This window comes from Stenotrophomonas sp. YJH_SMC_48-3 (genome assembly GCF_059369375.1).
Genome location: NZ_JCAFSQ010000002.1, coordinates 394,049 through 412,199, shown reverse-complemented (window position 1 = coordinate 412,199; position 18,151 = coordinate 394,049). Strand labels below are relative to the sequence as shown.

The following is an 18,151-nucleotide window of genomic DNA, read 5'->3' as shown; positions in this document are numbered from 1 at the left end:
CCGAGGGGGAGAGAGCGGGAGCGGACGGGTCGCCCACCCTGTCGGCGCTGCCGGCAGGAGGGAGGGAGGCGGGCGACCAAGCCGCGATTACTTGGTCAGGATCAGCTTGTCGTTGCTGGTGTGCCGCAGGCGATAGAAACGGTCGCCGTGCTGGATCAGGATTTCACGACGGCCCTTGAGCAGGGCTTCGCTGTCGATGACCTCTTCCGGCGGAACGACACGGACCGGACGATCGCGGAGGGTCAGCGTTTCGGGGCGCAGCAGTACAGGTTGAGCATTCATGAGCATCTGGACTCGTGCGAGGGACGAGTTAAATGATAATGATTCTCAGTTGACAATCAACAACCATTCTCAATTTCATTGGTGAGATTAATGATCGAATTCCGTAATTCGATAGATCGCATCAATTAAATGGCGAAGCAGGTGTGTAGAGTCGACTGTTGGTCGACTGCTGTTGCTCGAAGCAGTCGGTTATTCGAAGCAGTCGACTAACAGTCGACTCTACCGTTCCCGTTCCTGTTCCCGTTCCTGTTCCCGTTCCTGTTCCCTCGGCCAAGCCGGCCCGACCGAGGCCCCCGAGGCCCGGTCGGCCCCGGGGTTCAGGCGAAGACGGCTTCGACCTGCGCCCAGCCGGCGGCGTCGACCTGCTCCAGCACCTCCAGTGCCTGCAGGTTCTGCAGCAGCTGGCTGACCCGGCTGGCGCCGAGGATCACGCTGGAGACATTCGGGTTGCGCAGGCACCAGGCGATGGCCAGCGTGGCCGGCGCCTGCCCCAGCGCACGCGCCACCTCGCTGAAGCGGCGCACCTGGGCCAGGCGGGCTTCGGCGTCGGCACCCAGCACCAGGTCCTGCAACCACTGCATGCCTTCCCGGCCCAGCCGCGCATCGGCCGGAATGCCCTGGTCGTACTTGCCGGTGAGCAGGCCCGAGGCCAGCGGCGAGAAGATGGTGGTGCCCAGTCCGGCGCCGGCATACAGCGGCGCGTACTCGACCTCCACGCGCTCGCGGTGCAGCAGGTTGTACTGCGGCTGCTCCATCGACGGGCCCTGCAGGTTGCGCGCCTGCGCGATGTCCAGCGCCTGCTGGATCTGCACGGCCGACCACTCCGAGGTCCCCCAGTAGAGGATCTTGCCCTGCCGCACCAGGGTGTCCATGGCATGCACGGTCTCGGCGACCGGTGCGTCCGGATCCGGGCGGTGGCAGTAATAGAGGTCCAGGTAATCCACCCGCAGGCGCTTGAGCGCGGCGTGGCAGGCATCGGTCACATGCTTGCGCGACAGGCCGCGCTGGGTCGGCCGCGGGTCCTTGGCGCTGCCGAAGAACACCTTGCTGGAGACGCAGAAACCGTCGCGCGGCAGGCGCAGGTCGGCGATCACATCGCCCATCACCTGTTCGGCGCGGCCGTTGGCATAGCCCTCGGCATTGTCGAAGAAGTTGACGCCATGATCCCAGGCGGCCGCCACCAGGTTGCGGGCCTCGTCGCGCGGGATCTGGTCACCGAAGGTCACCCAGGCGCCGAAGGACAGGGCGGAAATCGGCAGGCCGGTGGAGCCCAAGCGACGGTATTGCATGCGAATCTCCTGCTGCGGGCCCGCATCCGGGCCGGGATCGAACTCCATTCTACCTGCCGCCGCCGGCCGCAAGCCCTTGCCGTTGCTGGCCCGATCGGTACCGTTGGGTGCGCGCACGCTGCTTTTTCTTGCCCCGGCCCCTGCCCTGCACTAGGCTTCCCGTTTTTCGCGACGCCCCAGGGGAGTCACTCACATGGTCGAAGGTTTGGGCAGGATCGGCTTCGGCCTGTTCGGGTTGGCGGTGCTGATCGGCATCACCTGGTTGTTTTCCAACAACAAGCGTGCAGTTGACTGGAAGCTGGTTGCCACCGGTATCACCCTGCAGATCGCCTTTGCGGCGCTGGTGATCCTGGTGCCGGGCGGGCGCGACGTGTTCGATGCGCTGGGCAAGGGCTTCGTCAAGATCCTCAGCTTCGTCAACGAGGGCTCGGGCTTCATCTTCGGCTCGTTGATGGACACCAAGAACTACGGCTTCATCTTCGCCTTCCAGGTGCTGCCGACCATCATCTTCTTCTCGGCGCTGATGGGGGTGATGTACCACCTCAACGTCATGCAGGCGATCGTGCGCGTGATGGCCTGGTCGATCACCAAGGTGATGCGCGTGTCCGGCGCGGAAACCACCAGCGTCTGCGCCAGCGTCTTCATCGGCCAGACCGAGGCGCCGCTGACCGTTCGCCCGTACATCGCCAGGATGACCCAGTCCGAACTGCTGACCATGATGATCGGCGGCATGGCGCATATCGCCGGCGGCGTGCTGGCGGCCTACGTGGGCATGCTGGGCGGCGGCGATCCGGCGCAGCAGGCTTTCTACGCCAAGCACCTGCTGGCGGCCAGCATCATGGCGGCCCCGGCCACCCTGGTCGTGGCCAAGCTGCTGATTCCGGAAACCGGTACCCCGCTGACCCGCGGCACGGTGAAGATGGAAGTCGAAAAGACCTCCAGCAACATCATCGATGCCGCCGCTGCCGGCGCCGGTGACGGCCTGAAGCTGGCACTGAACATCGGCGCGATGCTGCTGGCCTTCATCGCCCTTATCGCGCTGCTGAACGCGCCGCTGACCTGGGTGGGCGAAGTGACCGGCCTGGCCGCTGCCATCGGCAAGCCGACCAACCTGTCGACCATCTTCGGCTATCTGCTGGCCCCGATCGCCTGGGTGATCGGCACGCCGTGGGCCGACGCCACCACCGTCGGCTCGCTGATCGGCCAGAAGGTCGTGATCAACGAGTTCGTCGCCTACACCGAACTGTCGCAGATCGTGAACGGCCAGATCCCGGGCGTGAGCCTGTCCGCCGAAGGCCGCCTGATTGCCACTTACGCGCTGTGCGGCTTCGCCAACTTCAGCTCGATCGCGATCCAGATCGGCGGTATCGGTGGCCTGGCGCCGGAGCGCCGCCACGACCTGGCCAAGTTCGGCCTGCGCGCGGTGCTGGGCGGTACCATTGCCACCTTCATGACGGCGACCATCGCCGGCGTGCTGACGCACTTCAGTTGAACCCCTGGTTGAGAAAAGATTTCCTATGAGCAGCAGTGTCGTTGTCGTCGGTTCCTTCAATGTCGATCACGTGTGGCGGTGCGAAACGCTGCCGGCACCGGGTGCGACCATTGCCGGCCGCTACAGCACCGGCCCCGGTGGCAAGGGCTTCAACCAGGCCGTGGCGGCCTGCCGCGCTGGTGCGGACACCCACTTCGTGTGTGCGTTGGGCGATGACGCCGGTGGCGCCACTGCGCGCGAACTGGCTGCGCACGATGGCTTCGCGCTGATCGCCGAGGCCAGCAGCGAGCCGACCGGCACCGCCGGCATCTACGTCGATGCCCGTGGCCGCAACACGATCGTGATCGGCCCCGGCGCCAATGCCGCGCTGGGCACCGATTTCCTGCAACAGCAGCAGGCCCTGCTGGCCGGTGCCAAGGTGGTGCTGGTGCAGCTGGAATCGCCGGTGCAGACCATCGAAGCGGCGCTGGCCACGGCCCGCGAGGCCGGTGTCACCACCGTGCTCAACACCGCGCCGGCCGATGCGCCCTCGACCATCGGCCTGCTCAAGCTGGCCGATGTGATCACCCCGAACGAGACCGAGTTCGCCGCCCTGCTCGGCCGCCATGTCGGCGAGCGCGTGGATGCCAACGACGTCGCGGCGCTGGATGGCGCCAGCCTGCATGCGCTGTGCCGCAAGCTGGTCGGCAACGGCACGGTGGTGGTGACGCTGGGTTCGGTGGGCGTGTTCGTCTCTCACGCCGACGAGAACCTGCGCGGCGATACCCAGCCGTACTACCGCGTCGGTGCCGAACAGGTGCAGGCCATCGACACCACCGGTGCTGGTGATGCCTTCAACGGTGCGCTGGCTGCGTCGCTGGCACAGGTGGCCGATGCACCGTTCGCCCGCCACGTGCGCTTTGCCAACCAGTTCGCCGGTCGCTCGACCGAGAAGGAAGGCGCTGCAGCGGCGATGCCGCGCTTCACCCCGGCCGACGCCGAAGCCAAGTAATTCCACGCCACGCGTGGATGACAAGGCCCGGGTGCACAGGCACCTGGGCCTTTCTTTCGCCCATTGCCCAGCCCCTGCGACCGCCTGTCGCATTGCCCACATCCTGCCCCTCGCTCACGATCCGCGCAGCTTCCTTGCACGGGCAGGACATGGACGGATTCCCCTGGTTGCTGGTCGCGGCCGCAGGCAGTGCCGCTGCGGCGCTGCTGCATATCGGCTGCATCGCCTTCGGCGCCGCGTGGTACAGGTACTTCGGTGCCGGCCAGCGCGTGGTCCGGCTGGCACAGGCCGGGCATTGGTGGCCACCGCTGATGACCGCCGGCATCACGGCCGTGCTGGTGGCCTGGACGCTGTACGCACTGGCCGCTGCGGGCTGGCATTCGCCACTGCCGGCCAGTCGTCTGGTCCTGTCGGGCATCGCCCTGCTGTTGCTGCTGCGCGCCGCGATGGGCTTCGGGCTGGCGCTGCTGCGGCCCGGCCACAACGGCCGGCGCTTCTGGATGGTCAGTTCACTGGTCTGCCTCAGCCTGGGGCTGGCCTTCGCCCTGGGTACCCGCCAGGCCTGGCAGCGCCTGGGGTAGCCGCCCACCTTCGCCCGCCCTTGGGGGCGGCGGAAGCAACCGGCAAGCATCTGCTGATGCCGGTACGGCATGAGGTCGGTGCCGATCGGCCTGAACCGGGGCGCAGCCGATACGGCCGCGTCGCTGTCGGCGCCCTACAATGGGCGCATGCAGATCGGCCCGTACACCATTGCTCCGAACGTCGTGCTGGCGCCCATGGCCGGCGTCACCGACAAACCCTTCCGCCTGCTGTGCAAACGGCTGGGCGCGGGCCTGGCCGCCTCGGAAATGACCATCAGCGACCCGCGCTTCTGGACCACGCGCAAGTCGATCCACCGCATGGACCATGACGGCGAACCGGCACCGATCAGCGTGCAGATCGCCGGGACCGAGCCGCAGCAGCTGGCCGAGGCCGCGCGCTACAACGTCGACCACGGCGCGCAGATCATCGACATCAACATGGGCTGCCCGGCCAAGAAGGTGTGCAACGCCTGGGCCGGCTCGGCGCTGATGCGCGACGAGCAGTTGGTGGCGCGCATCCTCGAAGCCGTGGTCAACGCGGTGGACGTGCCGGTCACGCTGAAGATCCGCACCGGTTGGGACTGTGACCACCGCAATGGCCCGCTGATCGCGCGCATCGCCGAGGACAGCGGTATCGCTGCACTGGCCGTGCACGGCCGCACCCGCGACCAGCACTACACCGGCCAGGCCGAGTACGCCACCATCGGCGAGATCAAGGCCGCACTGCGCATTCCGGTGATCGCCAACGGCGATATCGATTCGCCGCAGAAGGCGGCCTACGTGCTGAAGGAAACCGGCGTGGACGCGGTGATGATCGGCCGCTCCGCACAGGGCCGGCCGTGGATCTTCCGCGAGGTGGCGCACTACCTGGCCACCGGCGACGAACTGCCACCGCCGTCGTTGGCGGAAGTGCGCGACATCCTGCTCGGCCACCTGCATGCGCTGCATGCGTTCTATGGCGAGCCGCAGGGCGTGCGCATCGCGCGCAAGCACCTGGGCTGGTATGCCAAGGACCGGCCGGAGAACGCCGCCTTCCGCGCCGTGGTCAACCGTGCCGAAGACCCACAGAGCCAGATCGCGCTGACCACCGAGTACTTCGACCGCCTGATCGCCGGGGAACCGGCGCTGCCTTCGGCCGCCTGACCGCCCTGCCGCGTCGCAACGTCGAGCCTGCTCGACCGAATTGAACTCCGAGAGCCCGCCTCCATGACCCCGCCGATCTCCTCTCCCACCTACCTCCACGGGTTTTCCGGCACCGAGCAGCAGCGCCTCATGACCCAGGCCCGGCTGCTGGAATCGAGCATCTTCGGCCAGATCGACTACAGCGGCGCGCGGCGCCTGCTGGAAGTCGGCAGTGGCGTTGGTGCACAGACCGAGATCCTGCTGCGCCGCTTTCCCGAGCTGCACGTGACCGGCGTGGACCTGAGCGAAGCGCAGCTGGCTACCGCACGCGAAAACCTGGCGCGTACGCCATGGTGCAGCGACCGCTACACCCTGCAGCAGGCCGATGCCGGCGAGCTGCCGTTCGAGGCCCGCAGCTTCGACTCCGCGTTCCTGTGCTGGGTGCTGGAACACGTGCCGTCACCGGCGCGCGTACTCAGCGAAGTGCGCCGCGTGCTGGCACCGGGTTCGCCGGTGTACATCACCGAGGTGATGAACGCCTCTTTCCTGCTCGATCCGTATTCGCCGCACATCTGGCGCTACTGGATGGCGTTCAACGATTTCCAGTACGACCATGGTGGCGACCCGTTCGTCGGCGCCAAGCTGGGCAACCTGCTGCTGGCCGGCGGCTTCCGCGACGTGCACACCGAGATCAAGACCATCCACCTGGACAACCGTGAACCGGCGCGCCGCAAGACGATGATCGCGTTCTGGGAGCAGCTGCTGCTGTCGGCGGCCGACCAGCTGCTGCAGGCCGGCTCGGTGGACGAGGAAACCGTGGAAGGCATGCGCCGCGAGTTCCGCCTGGTGCAGAACGACCCGAATGCGGTGTTCTTCTATTCGTTCGTCCAGGGCCGCGCCACGGTGTATTGATCCGGTGTTCTGCTGCCGATCGAGGCCGCAGAGCCACGCCATGCGTGGATCCACTGATCAATGCACGGCGGTGTGGTCGGCCGCGCCCGGCGCCGCCGCCGGCTCCTGCCAGATCCGCTGCCACATCGCCGCCAGGCGGCGACCGGCGTCGGCACGCGCGGCGGGACTGCTGTAGTCCACGCGCACCTGCTCGGGAACGATCGCCCGCCACTGCCCGTCGGCCTGCTCGGCCACGACGAAATTGAAGGTGTAGTCCGGCTCCAGCCCCATGCGCAGGTCGCTCAGCACCAGCCGGCCGTCCACGACCTGCGCACGCATGAAGCCACGGTTGAACCACTGCAGGCGCCGCACTGCCGGAATGCCCCCCGCTTCGCGCAAGGCCTGCACGTTGGACGCATGGCCTTCGAACCGCATCGGCCCGTGGTCGGCCACCAGCGAGCGATCACCCACCACGTAGCCGTTGGGCGTCATCGCCACCACCCGCCACAGCAGGGTGTTGAACGGCATCGGCACCGAGAAGCGCGGCGCATCGCCCAGGCCCATCGCGGACAGGCTCTGCTGCGCGGCACGGTCGACCAGTGCCTTGGCGATCAGGCCCCAGCCCAGGTAGCCACTGCTGATCAGCAGCGCCACGCCCAGCACCTTGCCCACCCAGGACCGGGCGCGACCGAACCAGGCCAGCACGCAGCCCAGCAGCAGCCATACCGTGTAGCCAGGATCGATGATGAAGACACTGGAACCCATGGTCGGATGTGGCCGCAACGGCCACCACAGCTGGGTACCGTAGACGGTGAACGCATCCAACAGCGGATGGGTGACCAGCGCCAGCTGGATCGCCCAGAACCAGCGCAGCGGTGACTGCGCGACGCGGCCGGTGCCGAAGCGCTTGAACAGCCACCAGATCAATGCGGCCACCCAGGGCAGCACCAGCAGCGAATGACTGAAACTGCGGTGCTCGATCATGTTCGCCACCGGATCGGCTGCGGTGAAACCGAGCCACAGGGCGTCGAGGTCCGGCAGGGTGCCAAGCGCGGCACCGGCCAGCAGGGCCGCGCGGCGGTGGCCAGGCGGGGCGATGGCAGCAGCGACGGCGCCACCGAGCACGATCTGGGTCAGGGAGTCCATGGGCCGATGCTAGCGGCTTGCGGGCGGTGCATGTAGAGCCGAGCCCATGCTCGGCTGCTCTTCATTGCGTGTAACGGCAGCCGCGCATGGGCTCGGCTCTACAAGGGTACAGACGCGGGCGGGTTACGCCGCCTGCGACATGCGTGCGCCCGGCAGCTCCGCCAGCGTCTGGCCGTTGTGGTCCAGCAGGCGCAGCGCGCCATCATGGTCTTCGGCCAGCGCGGTCAGGCTTTCCACCCAGTCGCCGTCGTTCGCGTAGACCAGGCCATCGCGTTCAATCAACGCAGCTCGGTGGATGTGGCCACAGACGATGCCATCCAGCCCGCGACGGCGGACATCGTCCAGCCCGGCCTGCACGAAGCGCTCGATGTAGCGTTCGGCGGCGCCGCTGCGCTTCTTCAGGAACTCCGACAGCGACCAGTAGCGCATGCCCAGCCGGCGCCGCACTGCATTCAGGGCCTGGTTGCCGGTGAGGATGCGGTAGTACAGCCAGTCGCCGAATTTCTCCTGCAGGCCACCGAAGTGGGTCACGCCGTCGTACTCGTCGCCGTGTGCGACCAGCAACCTGCGGCCATCGGCGGTCACGTGGATGGCACGGCGGCGCACCTGCATGGCCGGCAACATCACCCCGCATATGTGGCGCAGCGATGCGTCGTGGTTGCCGGGAATGTAGATGATCTCGGTCCCTGCGCGGCGCAGGGCGTGCAGGGCCTGGATGACTTCACTGTGCGACTGCCGCCAGTTGGCGCGGCGATGTGCCATCCACCACAGGTCGATGATGTCGCCCACCAGATACAGCCGTTCGCAGCGCAGCTGCGAGAGGAACCGCGCCAGCTCGGGGGCATGGCAATGACGTGAACCCAGGTGCACGTCGGAGACGAACACTGCGCGCCGGTGCGGCGACAGGTTCGCCAGCGTGCTCATGCCGGCGTCCCCGCGTCGCGCAGGTAGCGTTTGCGCTTGTTCGGCCGGATCGCACACAGGTCCACTTCGATCAGGCCGTCGATCGAATCGCTGAAGTCCGGGTCGACACCGAAGGCGAGGAAGCGGGCACCACCGGGTTCACACAGATCGGTGTACTGGCGGTACAGCGTGGGTACGCCGGTACCGAGCGCAGCCAGGTTGGCCTTGAGCACCTCGAACGCGGCGCCTGCATCCAGCTCACCGAAACTGGGCGGTGCGGCGAAGTACTGGAACGGGCGGTTCGATTCGGCCATGCCAGCGGTACCGCTGTAATAGCGCTGGTAGTACGCCACCAGCTGCTCGCGCGCTTCACGCGGTAGCGCCGCGCTGATCGACACGGCGCCGAACAGGTAGCGGATGCCCGGCCGGCACTGCAGGTAGGCGCCGATGCCCTGCCACAGATAGTCCAGGCTGCGGCTGCCCCAGTAGTCGGGCACCACGAAGCTGCGGCCCAGTTCCAGGCCCTCGGCGATGTGGGTGATGGCATCGTCGGAATAGCGGAACAGCGACGCGCTGTAGAGCCCGGACAGGCCGTGCCGGGCCAGTGCGTGGGCGCCGCGCATGATCCGGTACGCGCCGGCGATGCGCTGCGCGGCGGCGTCCCAGATCACGATGTGCTCGTACTGCGGGTCGTAGTTGTCGAGGTCACGGCTGCGCCCGGTGCCCTCGCCCACCTGGCGGAAGGTCAGTTCGCGCAGGCGGCCCAGCTCCAGCAGCAGCGGCGAATCGGCAGTACAGGCGGCCAGCAGAATCTGCTTGCCATCGGCGGTCTGGCCCAGCTGGGTCGCTGCGGCAATCCCTGCGGCAACCTGCGAAGGGGGCACCGGGGCGGCCAGCGGCTCAGGGCCTGCGCAGGCAGCGGCATTGCCGGCCGCGCCATTGCGGCCCAGCGCATACAGCGCGCGACGTACCGCCAGCAGCTGTGCGCCCGGGTCACCGCCATCGCCCAGCCGCATCGGCTCGCCGATGCTCAGCCGCAGCGGGCGGCCACGACGGGTGAACATCTCGCGTGCCAGCAGGGCGGTGCCGGCCGGCTTGAACAGGGTTGATGCGCCGTAGAACAGCGCCGAGTTGCGCGCTTCCACCCGCACTGGCAGCACCGGCGCCCCGGCGGCGCGGGCAAAGCGCACGAACCCGCGCTGCCAGCGACCATCGCGGATGCCTCGCAGCGAGAGGCGCGAGACCTCGCCGGCCGGGAACACGATCACGCACTGCTCGGCGGCCAGCGCCTCCTCCACCGCGTGCAGACTGCCGCGCTGGGCCTTGCCGCCAAGGATGCGCACCGGCAACAGCAGATCCTGCAGTGGCGCGATAGCCCCCAACAGATCGTTCGCCACGATCCGCACGTCACGGCGGATGCGGCCGACCGCGTCCAGCAGCGCCAGCGCGTCCAGCGCCCCGGACGGATGATTGGCAACAATCAGCAGGCGGCCGGTGGCCGGGATCTTCGCCAGCGCGGCCGGATCCACCTGGTACTGGCCATCGACGAATTCCAGGGCGGCGGCGACGAAGCCGAATCCGCGCAACCCTGCACTGCGCTTCAGGAAGGCCTCGATCTGGTCCAACCGCGACCAGCGACCGACGCTGCGCAGCAGCGGCCGTGCCAGCTGGCCACGACGGCCATGGAACCAATCGGGGAAGCGTTGCTGGAGACGCTGTTTGAGTTCCTGCATGGCGGATCCACTCATGCCCGGCGGCCGGATTGGCCGACAGCCTGCGCCCGGCAGGCGGCAACCAGATGGCGGTTTCGGGGCAGAACGATGACGGCCGGCCCGGCAGGGTCGCGGCCTGCGTGGTCCGGGGTTGGACAGCCCCGTCCGTCGTCACGCTGGTGGAACACTGGGCCTCGAGGCCGGGCCCCAATCCCGTCACGACGGCCCCTGCCAGGCCTACGCGGGCTTAACCACCGGCAACCGGTACCGGTTCACAATGCACAGGCGGCGCACCCCGTGTATCATGCGCGCCCATCTTTCCATCCGAATCAAGGGATATTACGCCTGATGTCCAGCTATCTCTTCACCTCCGAGTCGGTCTCTGAAGGCCATCCGGACAAGGTTGCCGACCAGATCTCCGATGCGGTGCTGGACGCGATCCTGACCCAGGACCAGCGTGCCCGCGTGGCCTGCGAGACCATGGTCAAGACCGGCGTTGCCATCGTGGCCGGTGAAATCACCACCAGCGCCTGGATCGACCTGGAAGCGCTGACCCGCAAGGTCATCACGGACATCGGCTACGACAGCTCCGACGTCGGCTTCGACGGCGCCACCTGCGGCGTGCTGAACCTGATCGGCAAGCAGTCGCCGCACATCGCCCAGGGCGTGGACCGCAAGAAGCCGGAAGAAATGGGCGCTGGCGACCAGGGCCTGATGTTCGGCTATGCCACCAACGAGACCGACAGCTACATGCCGGCCGCGATCCACCTGTCGCACCGCCTGGTCGAGCAGCAGGCCAAGATCCGCAAGAAGAAGAACTCGCCGCTGTCGTGGCTGCGCCCGGACGCCAAGAGCCAGGTCACCCTGCGCTATGAAAACGGCGTGGTCTCGGCCATCGACGCCGTGGTCCTGTCGACCCAGCACGCCCCGGGCATCAAGCAGAAGGACCTCATCGAGGCCGTCCGCGAAGAAATCATCAAGCCGGTGCTGCCGGCCAAGTGGCTGCACAAGGGCACCAAGTTCCACATCAACCCGACCGGCAAGTTCGAGATCGGCGGCCCGGTGGGCGACTGTGGCCTGACCGGCCGCAAGATCATCGTCGACACCTACGGCGGCTGGGCCCGTCACGGTGGTGGCGCGTTCTCCGGCAAGGACCCGTCCAAGGTCGACCGTTCGGCTGCCTACGCGGCCCGCTACGTCGCCAAGAACGTGGTTGCTGCCGGCCTGGCCGACCGCTGCGAAGTGCAGGTCTCCTACGCCATCGGCGTGGCCGAGCCGACCTCGATCTCGGTCACCACCTTCGGCACCGGCAAGATCAGCGATGACAAGATCGAGAAGCTGATCCGCAAGCACTTCGACCTGCGCCCGTACGGCATCATCAAGATGCTGGACCTGATCCACCCGATGTACCAGCAGACTGCGGCCTACGGCCACTTCGGCCGCAAGCCGAAGGAGTTCAGCTACCTCAACGGCGAAGGCGAGACCGTCAACGCCACGGCCTTCTCCTGGGAGAAGACCGACCGCGCCGCCGCCCTGCGCGCCGATGCGAAGCTGAAGTAAGAAACACGAAGGGCCGCTCACGCGGCCCTTCTGCTTTCTGTAGAGCCGAGCCCATGCTCGGCTTTCTTTTTCTTGCGACAAGAGCAGCCGAGCATGGGCTCGGCTCTACAAGAGCTACGCCACGCCGATACAATCGGCCCATGTCGACCGAACTGAAAACCCACCAGCTGTCCATGACCGTGCTGATGTCGCCGGACATGGCCAATTTCTCCGGCAAGGTCCACGGTGGCGCGATCCTGAGGCTGCTCGACCAGGTCGCCTATGCCTGTGCCAGCCGCTACGCCGGCAGCTATGTGGTCACCCTGTCGGTGGACCAGGTGATGTTCCGCCAGCCCATCGCGGTGGGCGAGCTGGTCACCTTCCTGGCCTCGGTGAACCATACCGGCACCTCGTCGATGGAGATCGGCATCAAGGTGGTGGCCGAAGACATCCTCAAGCGCAGCGTGCGCCACGCCAACAGCTGTTTCTTCACGATGGTGGCCGTGGATGAGGAAGGCCGGCCGACGCCGGTGCCAACATTGCGGCCGGTCACCTCGGACGAGAAGCGCCGCCAGGCCGCAGCGCTGATCCGCCGCCAGCTGCGCCAGGAAATGGAACAGCGCCACCTGGAACTGCTGGCATCGAATCCTCCGTCGCCGGAGGAGTGAGGGCGTGCGGGGCACGCCCCGCACCCACCGAGGCAGGTAGCGCCGGGCCATGCCCGGCGGATACGCATCAACCCGTGTTCTGCACCCCCTGCGAAACACCGTTCACGCACGCCACCAGCGCGCGCAGCAGCTCGTCATCCTCGCGCCCGCTGGCCCGCCAGCGCTGCAGCAGATCCACCTGCAGCACGCTGATCGGATCGACGTAGGGATTGCGCAGGCGGATCGACAGCGCCAGCCGCGCATCATGGTCCAGCAGCGTCTTCTGGTCCATCAGCGCCAGCAGCCAGTGCCGGGTAAGGTCCAGTTCGCGCTGTACCTGCGGGAAGAAGCGCCCGTGCAGGTCGCCAGACAACAGCGAGAACTGCTCGGCGATGGTGATATCGCCCTTGGACAGCACCATCGCGATGTCGTCCAGGAAGGTGCGGAAGAACGGCCAGTCACGCGCCATTTCGCGCAGGGTCTCTTCATGGCCAGCGTCCACCGCCGCCTGCAGGCCGCTGCCCACGCCGTACCAGCCGGGAATGACGGCACGCGCCTGGCTCCAGGCAAACACCCAGGGAATCGCACGCAGGTTGCCCAGTGCCGCATCCTGGCCGAGCCGGCGCGAAGGACGCGAGCCCAGCGTCATCCGCTCGATCACGTCGATGGGTGTGGCGGTACGGAAGTAGTCCATGAAGCCGGCCTGGCCAACAAAGGCGCGATACACCTCGCTGCTGGCCGATGACACCGCGTCCATCACCGGCCGCCACGCATCCTCGCGCGGCTCGGCGGCACGCGGGCGCAGGCTGGCGCGCAGCACCGCACCGGCGGCCTGTTCCAGCGAGCGCAGGGCCAGCGCGCGGATGCCATATTTGCGATGGATCACTTCGCCCTGCTCGGTCACCCGCAGGCGGCCATCGATGCTGCCGCGCGGTGAAGCATCCACCGCGTGCGTGGTCTTCCCACCGCCACGGCTGATCGAGCCGCCACGGCCATGGAAGAAGGTCAGGCGGATGCCCGCCTCGGCCGCCACCTCCAGCAGTTCCACCTGCGCGCGCTGCAGGCCCCAGCGCGAGGCGGCGATGCCACCGTCCTTGCTGCTGTCCGAGTAGCCGAGCATCACCATCTGCACGTCGCCGCGCGCGCGCAGATGGGTGCGGTACACCGGGTCGTCCAGCAGGTCGCGCAGCGTGGCGGTGCCGCGCTTGAGGTCATCCACGGTTTCAAACAGCGGCGCGATGTCCAGCGGCACCGTGTCATCGGCGTCGACCAGGCCACCACGCCGCGCCAGCGCCAGTACCGCCAGCACGTCGCTGCGGTCGTGCGCCATCGAAATGATGTAACTGCCCAGTGCATCGCCGCCATGGCGTGCGCGTGCATCAGCCAGCGCGGCGAACACGGCGTCCAGGCGCCGGTTGCCTTCGTCGTCGCCCTTCGGCAACGGGGCCTCACCGCTGGCATGCGGGGCCAGCAGGCGCGCGCGGCCCAAGGCATCCAGACCCTCCCACGCTGCGTCGCCGCCCAGCACTGCGGCCAGCGCGCGCGCATGCACGCTCGATTCCTGGCGTACGTCCAGCCGTGCCAGATGGAAGCCGAAGGTCTTCACCCGCCACAGCAGACGCTGCACGGCAAAGCCGCCGGCATGTTCGCCGCGATTGGCACGCAGGCTGTCGAGGATCAGCTGCAGATCGTCGATCAGTTCGGCGGGGCCGGCGTAGGCGCCGCTGCCATCATCCAGCGTGGCCTGCAGGCGTGCGCGCATGCGGTCGTTGAGCAGGCGGTACGGCATGTCGGCATGGCGCGGGCGCGACTGCACCTGCGGCAGCAGCTGCTGGTACTGCGCCACGCGTGCCTGCAACGCATCACTCACGCCCACTCGCTCGGTAGACTGGCTGAGCAGGCTGGCCAGCTGCAGCAGTTCCTTCTGGTAGCGCCCCAGCACTGCCCGCCGCTGTGCATCCAGCGTGGTGCGGATGGTGGTGGCATCCACGTTCGGGTTGCCGTCCATGTCGCCGCCCACCCAGGTGCCGAAGCGCAGCAGGCGCGGCAGCGGCAGTTCTTCGCCGAAGGTATCGCGCAGCGCCTGCTGCAGCGATTCGTACAGCACCGGGATCACCCGGTACAGCACCTGTACCAGATAAAAGCCGACGTGCTCGCGCTCGTCGTCCACGGTGGGCCGCACCGGCGAGGAATCGGTGGTCTGCCACGAAGCGGTCAGCGCCATGCGGAAGCGCGCGGCATCGGCGGCCGCTTCCCCCGGCGTGCGCTGGCCATCAAGGTTGTCGACCAGGCTGGCCACCATCAGCTGCTCTTTCTCCAGCAGCGCGCGGCGCACCGCTTCGGTCGGGTGCGCGGTAAACACCGGTTCGATGTCGATGCGCGGCAGCCATTGCGCCAGCTCGTCCAGCGTCACGCCCTGCGCCTTCAGGTGCTGCAGCGCATCCTGCAGGCCATCGGGCTGCGCCCCTGCGGTACCGGCACGCTGGTAGTCACGGCGGCGGCGGATGCGATGCACGCGCTCGGCGATGTTGACCACCTGGAAATAGGTGCTGAACGCCCGCACCATGGTCTCGGCCTGCTGCGGCGTGCGCCCGGCCAGCCCTTCGGCCAGCTCGGACAACGCCGCCTGGTTCTCGCGGCGGGCGATGGCGCGGGTGCGCACGTCTTCGACATCGTCGAGAAACGCGGCGGAGACCTGTTCAACCAGCAGGTCGCCGACCAGCGCGCCGAGCCGGCGCACGTCATCGCGAAGCGGAAGATCGGGAGAAGCAAACTCGATGCTGCTGCGGTACTCGTTCATCGGCGACGCACAGGCCTCGGTCAACGGATCCAGGTCCCAAGCCTAAACCAGAACGGGCAGCGTGCTGCGATGCAAAAATGGTTTCATCTGGTAGTGCCGGCCGCTGGCCGGCAACCTCAGCTTGCGTGAGTCCATGAGGTTGCCGGCCAGCGGCCGGCACTACCGGGTCCGGTCAGCGCTTCTTCTTCGCCTTGCCCTGCTCGGCCGGGCCAATGGTCTGCTCCAGCCAGCGCTCGCTCTCGGCCAGCATGGTCATGATCGATTCGCGTGCGCGGTAGGCATGCGATTCGTTGGGCAGCATCACCAGCCGCGCGGTGCCGCCCAGGCCCTTCACCGCGGCGAACATGCGCTCGCTCTGGATGGGGAAGGTGCCGGAGTTGTTGTCGTCCACGCCGTGGATGAAGAGGATCGGATCCTTGATCCTGTCGGCGTAGTTGAAAGGCGCCATCTTCTGGTAGACCTCCTGTGCCTGCCAGTAGTTGCGTTCCTCGGCCTGGAAGCCGAACGGGGTGAGCGTGCGGTTGTAGGCGCCGCTGCGGGCGATGCCGGCCTTGAACAGGCGGGTGTGTGCCAGCAGGTTGGCGGTCATGAACGCACCGTAGGAATGGCCGCCGATGGCGATGTGATCGCGATCGGTCACGCCACGGCGCACCACCTCATCCACCGCTGCCTGCGCGTTGGCCACCAGCTGTTCGATGTAGGTGTCGTTCGGCTCCTTGTCGCCCTCACCGATGATCGGCATCGACGGGCTGGCCAGCACCACATAGCCCTTGGCCAGGAACGCCTGCGGGCCCCAGTAGCTGACCGCGTTGAAGCGGTACGGCGAATCGGTCACCTGGCTGGCCGCAGCCGCGCTCTTGAACTCACCCGGGTAGGCCCACATCAGCAGCGGCCGTGGGCCGTCCCGCTTGGGGTCGTAGCCCGGCGGCAGCAGCAGGGTCGCGGTCAGGTCGACCCCATCCTTGCGCTTGTAGCGGATCTGCTCCTTCTGCACGCCCTTCAACTGCGGCAGCGGGTGCGCGAAATGGGTCAGCGCGCGCGGTGCAGCACCGGCATCGGCCAGCGACTGCACGTAGAAGTTGGCCGGCTCATCCGGGCTCTCGCGGCTCAGCAGCAGCGAGCTGGCCTGGTCGTCCAGCAACGCCACCGGCAGCGAATAGCTCGGCGCCTGCGAGTGGAACAGGCGCGTTGCCTTGCCCGTGGCGATGTCGAAGCGGTCCACGAACGGACGGTCGCCTTCCGGCGAAGCACCGGCACCGGCCAGGTACAGGCTGCTGCCATCGGGGCTGGTCTGCAGCAGCGAACGACCCCGCTCGTCACTGGCCAGCAGCGGCCGGCCCGGATCGGCATAGCGGTCCTGCGCGTCACGATCCCACAGCAGGCGCGGCTCGGCACCGGCGTTGTCCGGGGCGATCAGCCAGGTCTTGGTCCTGCGGGTCTTCCACCAAGATTCGGTCAGCAGGGCCAGGTCACCGCGGCCCCAGCTGATGCCGGCCAGGCGGCTGCCAAGCTGGGCCAGGGTGACCGGCGGTTTGTCGAACGGCGCGGCCTGCATCAGCACCGCATCGCGCACCCTGGCCTCCCTGTTCGGGTCGCCGCCGTCCTGCGCTTCGGCCCAGACCAGGGTGGCGTCGGCATCACCGCGCCAGCTGATGTCGCGCACGCCGGTCACTTCGGCATCGTTGCCGGTCGGCAGCCCTTCCACCAGCGGGCGAACGGCGACGGTGTGCACCAGCTTGCCGCTGGCGCGGTCGATCACTTCAATGCGGCGCGGGAAACTGCTCACCGGCACCACGTAGGAGTACGGGCGCTGCACCGGCTGGCGCAGCACGAAGCGGCCATCCGGCGACACTGCAAAGCCCATGAAGATGCCGGCCGCGCCGATCACGCGGGTGCTGCCATCCAGGCCGACTTCCATTGGCTGGGTAGTGGCGTAGTAGTCGAACTGGCGTGCGTCGGCCTCGTTCTTCAGCAGGTCCTGGTAGGTACGGATCGACACCACGCCGCCGCCCTGGCTGGTCTGCTGCACGGCCGGGCCGGTCGGAATGCCATCGGCAGCCGGGGCCGCACCGAGGTTGGCCGGGCGGGTGAACACCACCAGGCCGCGGCTGTCCGGCAACCACTGGTAGCCGCTGCCGATCACCGTGTTCAGGCCGGCAACCAGGCGGCGGGCGCTGCCGCCGGCCACGTCCACCAGCCACAGTTCATTGGCGCCACTGGCAGCGTCGACCTGGTTGAAGGCAAGCCACTTCTGGTCCGGCGACCACATCACACTGGCGATCGACAGCTTGGCCGGCAGGCCGCTGATCTGCCGCTCCTTGCCGTCGGCCACGTTCATCAGCCACAGCTTCTCGCCGAAGCTGAAGCGGCTGTCGGAGAACGTGCGCGGGTTGATGCGCAGGCCAGCCAGCTTCAGTTCCGGCTGCGCCACCACCTGGATCGAAGGCAGCGACGGCATCTGCATCATCGCGGCCACGTCGCGTCGCGGCGACAGGTACAACGAGGGTGCACGCGGCGCGTCCACCACCGCCTGCAGCGCGGCCGACGGCAGTTCGTAGCCGTTGACGCCCTGGGCCTGTGTGGCCACCGGCTGCGGCGCTGCGGCCCAAGCCAGCGGGGCCACCGCCAGCAGTCCCATCGACAGGACCAGGCCGGTCCAGCGCCGTGTACGGCGCGCGTGCATGCTCATCGTTCCACCTGTGTGATGCGTGAAAACACCGACCTTAACAGGCCGTGCACGCGGCCCCATCTGCCGA

The 18,151-nt window shown here is 67.7% G+C and carries 14 protein-coding genes; 7 read left to right on the top strand and 7 right to left on the bottom strand.

Annotation, left to right across the window (positions count from 1 at the left end; genetic code table 11):
* Positions 1 to 87 precede the first annotated feature (87 nt).
* Positions 88 to 282, bottom strand: a complete 195-nt coding sequence (gene hemP / locus AC5P65_RS04690; protein ID WP_005412278.1) for a hemin uptake protein HemP — start codon at positions 280 to 282, stop codon at positions 88 to 90.
* 317 nt (positions 283 to 599) lie between these two features.
* A complete protein-coding gene (locus AC5P65_RS04685; RefSeq protein WP_031270250.1) occupies positions 600 to 1,571 on the bottom strand; it encodes an aldo/keto reductase in 972 nt (323 codons plus the stop codon).
* A gap of 193 nt (positions 1,572 to 1,764) precedes the next feature.
* On the opposite strand from AC5P65_RS04685, the gene AC5P65_RS04680 reads away from it, so the two are divergent.
* The 5 genes from AC5P65_RS04680 to AC5P65_RS04660 all read left to right on the top strand — a co-directional run bounded on the left by AC5P65_RS04680 (position 1,765) and on the right by AC5P65_RS04660 (position 6,669).
* The gene (locus AC5P65_RS04680) at positions 1,765 to 3,063 is read left to right on the top strand and encodes a NupC/NupG family nucleoside CNT transporter (RefSeq protein WP_019661098.1); all 1,299 of its coding nucleotides are present in this window, start codon (positions 1,765 to 1,767) and stop codon (positions 3,061 to 3,063) included.
* Between the two features lie 25 nt (positions 3,064 to 3,088).
* Complete coding sequence (locus AC5P65_RS04675; RefSeq protein ID WP_019661097.1) at positions 3,089 to 4,054, top strand: ribokinase; 966 nt, start codon at positions 3,089 to 3,091, stop codon at positions 4,052 to 4,054.
* Between the two features lie 149 nt (positions 4,055 to 4,203).
* Positions 4,204 to 4,635 carry a hypothetical protein gene (locus tag AC5P65_RS04670; RefSeq protein ID WP_111098003.1) on the top strand — a complete coding sequence of 144 codons (432 nt, stop codon included), beginning with the start codon at positions 4,204 to 4,206 and terminating at the stop codon, positions 4,633 to 4,635.
* A 147-nt stretch (positions 4,636 to 4,782) separates the two neighbouring features.
* Positions 4,783 to 5,778: a tRNA dihydrouridine synthase DusB gene (gene dusB, locus AC5P65_RS04665; protein WP_031270248.1), complete on the top strand. Its 996-nt coding sequence runs from the start codon at positions 4,783 to 4,785 to the stop codon at positions 5,776 to 5,778.
* Positions 5,779 to 5,841: 63 nt separating this feature from the next.
* The gene (locus AC5P65_RS04660; RefSeq protein ID WP_019661094.1) at positions 5,842 to 6,669 is read left to right on the top strand and encodes a class I SAM-dependent methyltransferase; all 828 of its coding nucleotides are present in this window, start codon (positions 5,842 to 5,844) and stop codon (positions 6,667 to 6,669) included.
* Between the two features lie 57 nt (positions 6,670 to 6,726).
* On the opposite strand, the gene AC5P65_RS04655 is transcribed toward AC5P65_RS04660, so the two are convergent.
* The 3 genes from AC5P65_RS04655 to olsF all read right to left on the bottom strand — a co-directional run bounded on the left by AC5P65_RS04655 (position 6,727) and on the right by olsF (position 10,430).
* The gene (locus AC5P65_RS04655; protein ID WP_111098004.1) at positions 6,727 to 7,794 is read right to left on the bottom strand and encodes a metal-dependent hydrolase; all 1,068 of its coding nucleotides are present in this window, start codon (positions 7,792 to 7,794) and stop codon (positions 6,727 to 6,729) included.
* A 123-nt stretch (positions 7,795 to 7,917) separates the two neighbouring features.
* Positions 7,918 to 8,718, bottom strand: coding sequence for a UDP-2,3-diacylglucosamine diphosphatase (locus AC5P65_RS04650; RefSeq protein WP_111098005.1), 801 nt, complete (start codon positions 8,716 to 8,718; stop codon positions 7,918 to 7,920).
* Positions 8,715 to 10,430 (bottom strand): bifunctional ornithine lipid synthase OlsF, encoded by a 1,716-nt coding sequence (olsF, locus tag AC5P65_RS04645; protein WP_111098006.1) that lies wholly within the window; start codon positions 10,428 to 10,430, stop codon positions 8,715 to 8,717. Before olsF ends, AC5P65_RS04650 begins: the two co-directional genes overlap by 4 nt.
* A gap of 327 nt (positions 10,431 to 10,757) precedes the next feature.
* On the opposite strand from olsF, the gene metK reads away from it, so the two are divergent.
* Together metK and AC5P65_RS04635 are read left to right on the top strand one after the other, a co-directional pair.
* On the top strand, positions 10,758 to 11,969 hold the full coding sequence (gene metK / locus AC5P65_RS04640) for a methionine adenosyltransferase (RefSeq protein WP_005408103.1): 1,212 nt from the start codon (positions 10,758 to 10,760) through the stop codon (positions 11,967 to 11,969).
* 140 nt (positions 11,970 to 12,109) lie between these two features.
* Complete coding sequence (locus AC5P65_RS04635) at positions 12,110 to 12,616, top strand: acyl-CoA thioesterase (RefSeq protein ID WP_021203443.1); 507 nt, start codon at positions 12,110 to 12,112, stop codon at positions 12,614 to 12,616.
* 67 nt (positions 12,617 to 12,683) lie between these two features.
* On the opposite strand, the gene ppc is transcribed toward AC5P65_RS04635, so the two are convergent.
* Positions 12,684 to 15,395 (bottom strand): phosphoenolpyruvate carboxylase, encoded by a 2,712-nt coding sequence (gene ppc, locus AC5P65_RS04630; RefSeq protein ID WP_495215449.1) that lies wholly within the window; start codon positions 15,393 to 15,395, stop codon positions 12,684 to 12,686.
* A 172-nt stretch (positions 15,396 to 15,567) separates the two neighbouring features.
* Positions 15,568 to 18,084, bottom strand: a complete 2,517-nt coding sequence (locus AC5P65_RS04625; RefSeq protein WP_111098008.1) for a S9 family peptidase — start codon at positions 18,082 to 18,084, stop codon at positions 15,568 to 15,570.
* Positions 18,085 to 18,151 lie beyond the last annotated feature (67 nt).

Excerpts from the sequence above, each read along its gene's own strand:
- AC5P65_RS04655 (WP_111098004.1), bottom strand. The coding sequence starts at position 7,794 with ATGGACTCCCTGACCCAGATCGTGCTCGGTGGCGCCGTCGCTGCTGCC.
- AC5P65_RS04635 (WP_021203443.1), top strand. The coding sequence starts at position 12,110 with ATGTCGACCGAACTGAAAACCCACCAGCTGTCCATGACCGTGCTGATG.
- AC5P65_RS04650 (WP_111098005.1), bottom strand. The coding sequence starts at position 8,718 with ATGAGCACGCTGGCGAACCTGTCGCCGCACCGGCGCGCAGTGTTCGTC.
- dusB (WP_031270248.1), top strand. The coding sequence starts at position 4,783 with ATGCAGATCGGCCCGTACACCATTGCTCCGAACGTCGTGCTGGCGCCC.
- AC5P65_RS04680 (WP_019661098.1), top strand. The coding sequence starts at position 1,765 with ATGGTCGAAGGTTTGGGCAGGATCGGCTTCGGCCTGTTCGGGTTGGCG.
- ppc (WP_495215449.1), bottom strand. The coding sequence starts at position 15,395 with ATGAACGAGTACCGCAGCAGCATCGAGTTTGCTTCTCCCGATCTTCCG.
- AC5P65_RS04625 (WP_111098008.1), bottom strand. The coding sequence starts at position 18,084 with ATGAGCATGCACGCGCGCCGTACACGGCGCTGGACCGGCCTGGTCCTG.
- AC5P65_RS04685 (WP_031270250.1), bottom strand. The coding sequence starts at position 1,571 with ATGCAATACCGTCGCTTGGGCTCCACCGGCCTGCCGATTTCCGCCCTG.
- metK (WP_005408103.1), top strand. The coding sequence starts at position 10,758 with ATGTCCAGCTATCTCTTCACCTCCGAGTCGGTCTCTGAAGGCCATCCG.
- AC5P65_RS04670 (WP_111098003.1), top strand. The coding sequence starts at position 4,204 with ATGGACGGATTCCCCTGGTTGCTGGTCGCGGCCGCAGGCAGTGCCGCT.
- olsF (WP_111098006.1), bottom strand. The coding sequence starts at position 10,430 with ATGCAGGAACTCAAACAGCGTCTCCAGCAACGCTTCCCCGATTGGTTC.
- hemP (WP_005412278.1), bottom strand. The coding sequence starts at position 282 with ATGAATGCTCAACCTGTACTGCTGCGCCCCGAAACGCTGACCCTCCGC.
- AC5P65_RS04660 (WP_019661094.1), top strand. The coding sequence starts at position 5,842 with ATGACCCCGCCGATCTCCTCTCCCACCTACCTCCACGGGTTTTCCGGC.
- AC5P65_RS04675 (WP_019661097.1), top strand. The coding sequence starts at position 3,089 with ATGAGCAGCAGTGTCGTTGTCGTCGGTTCCTTCAATGTCGATCACGTG.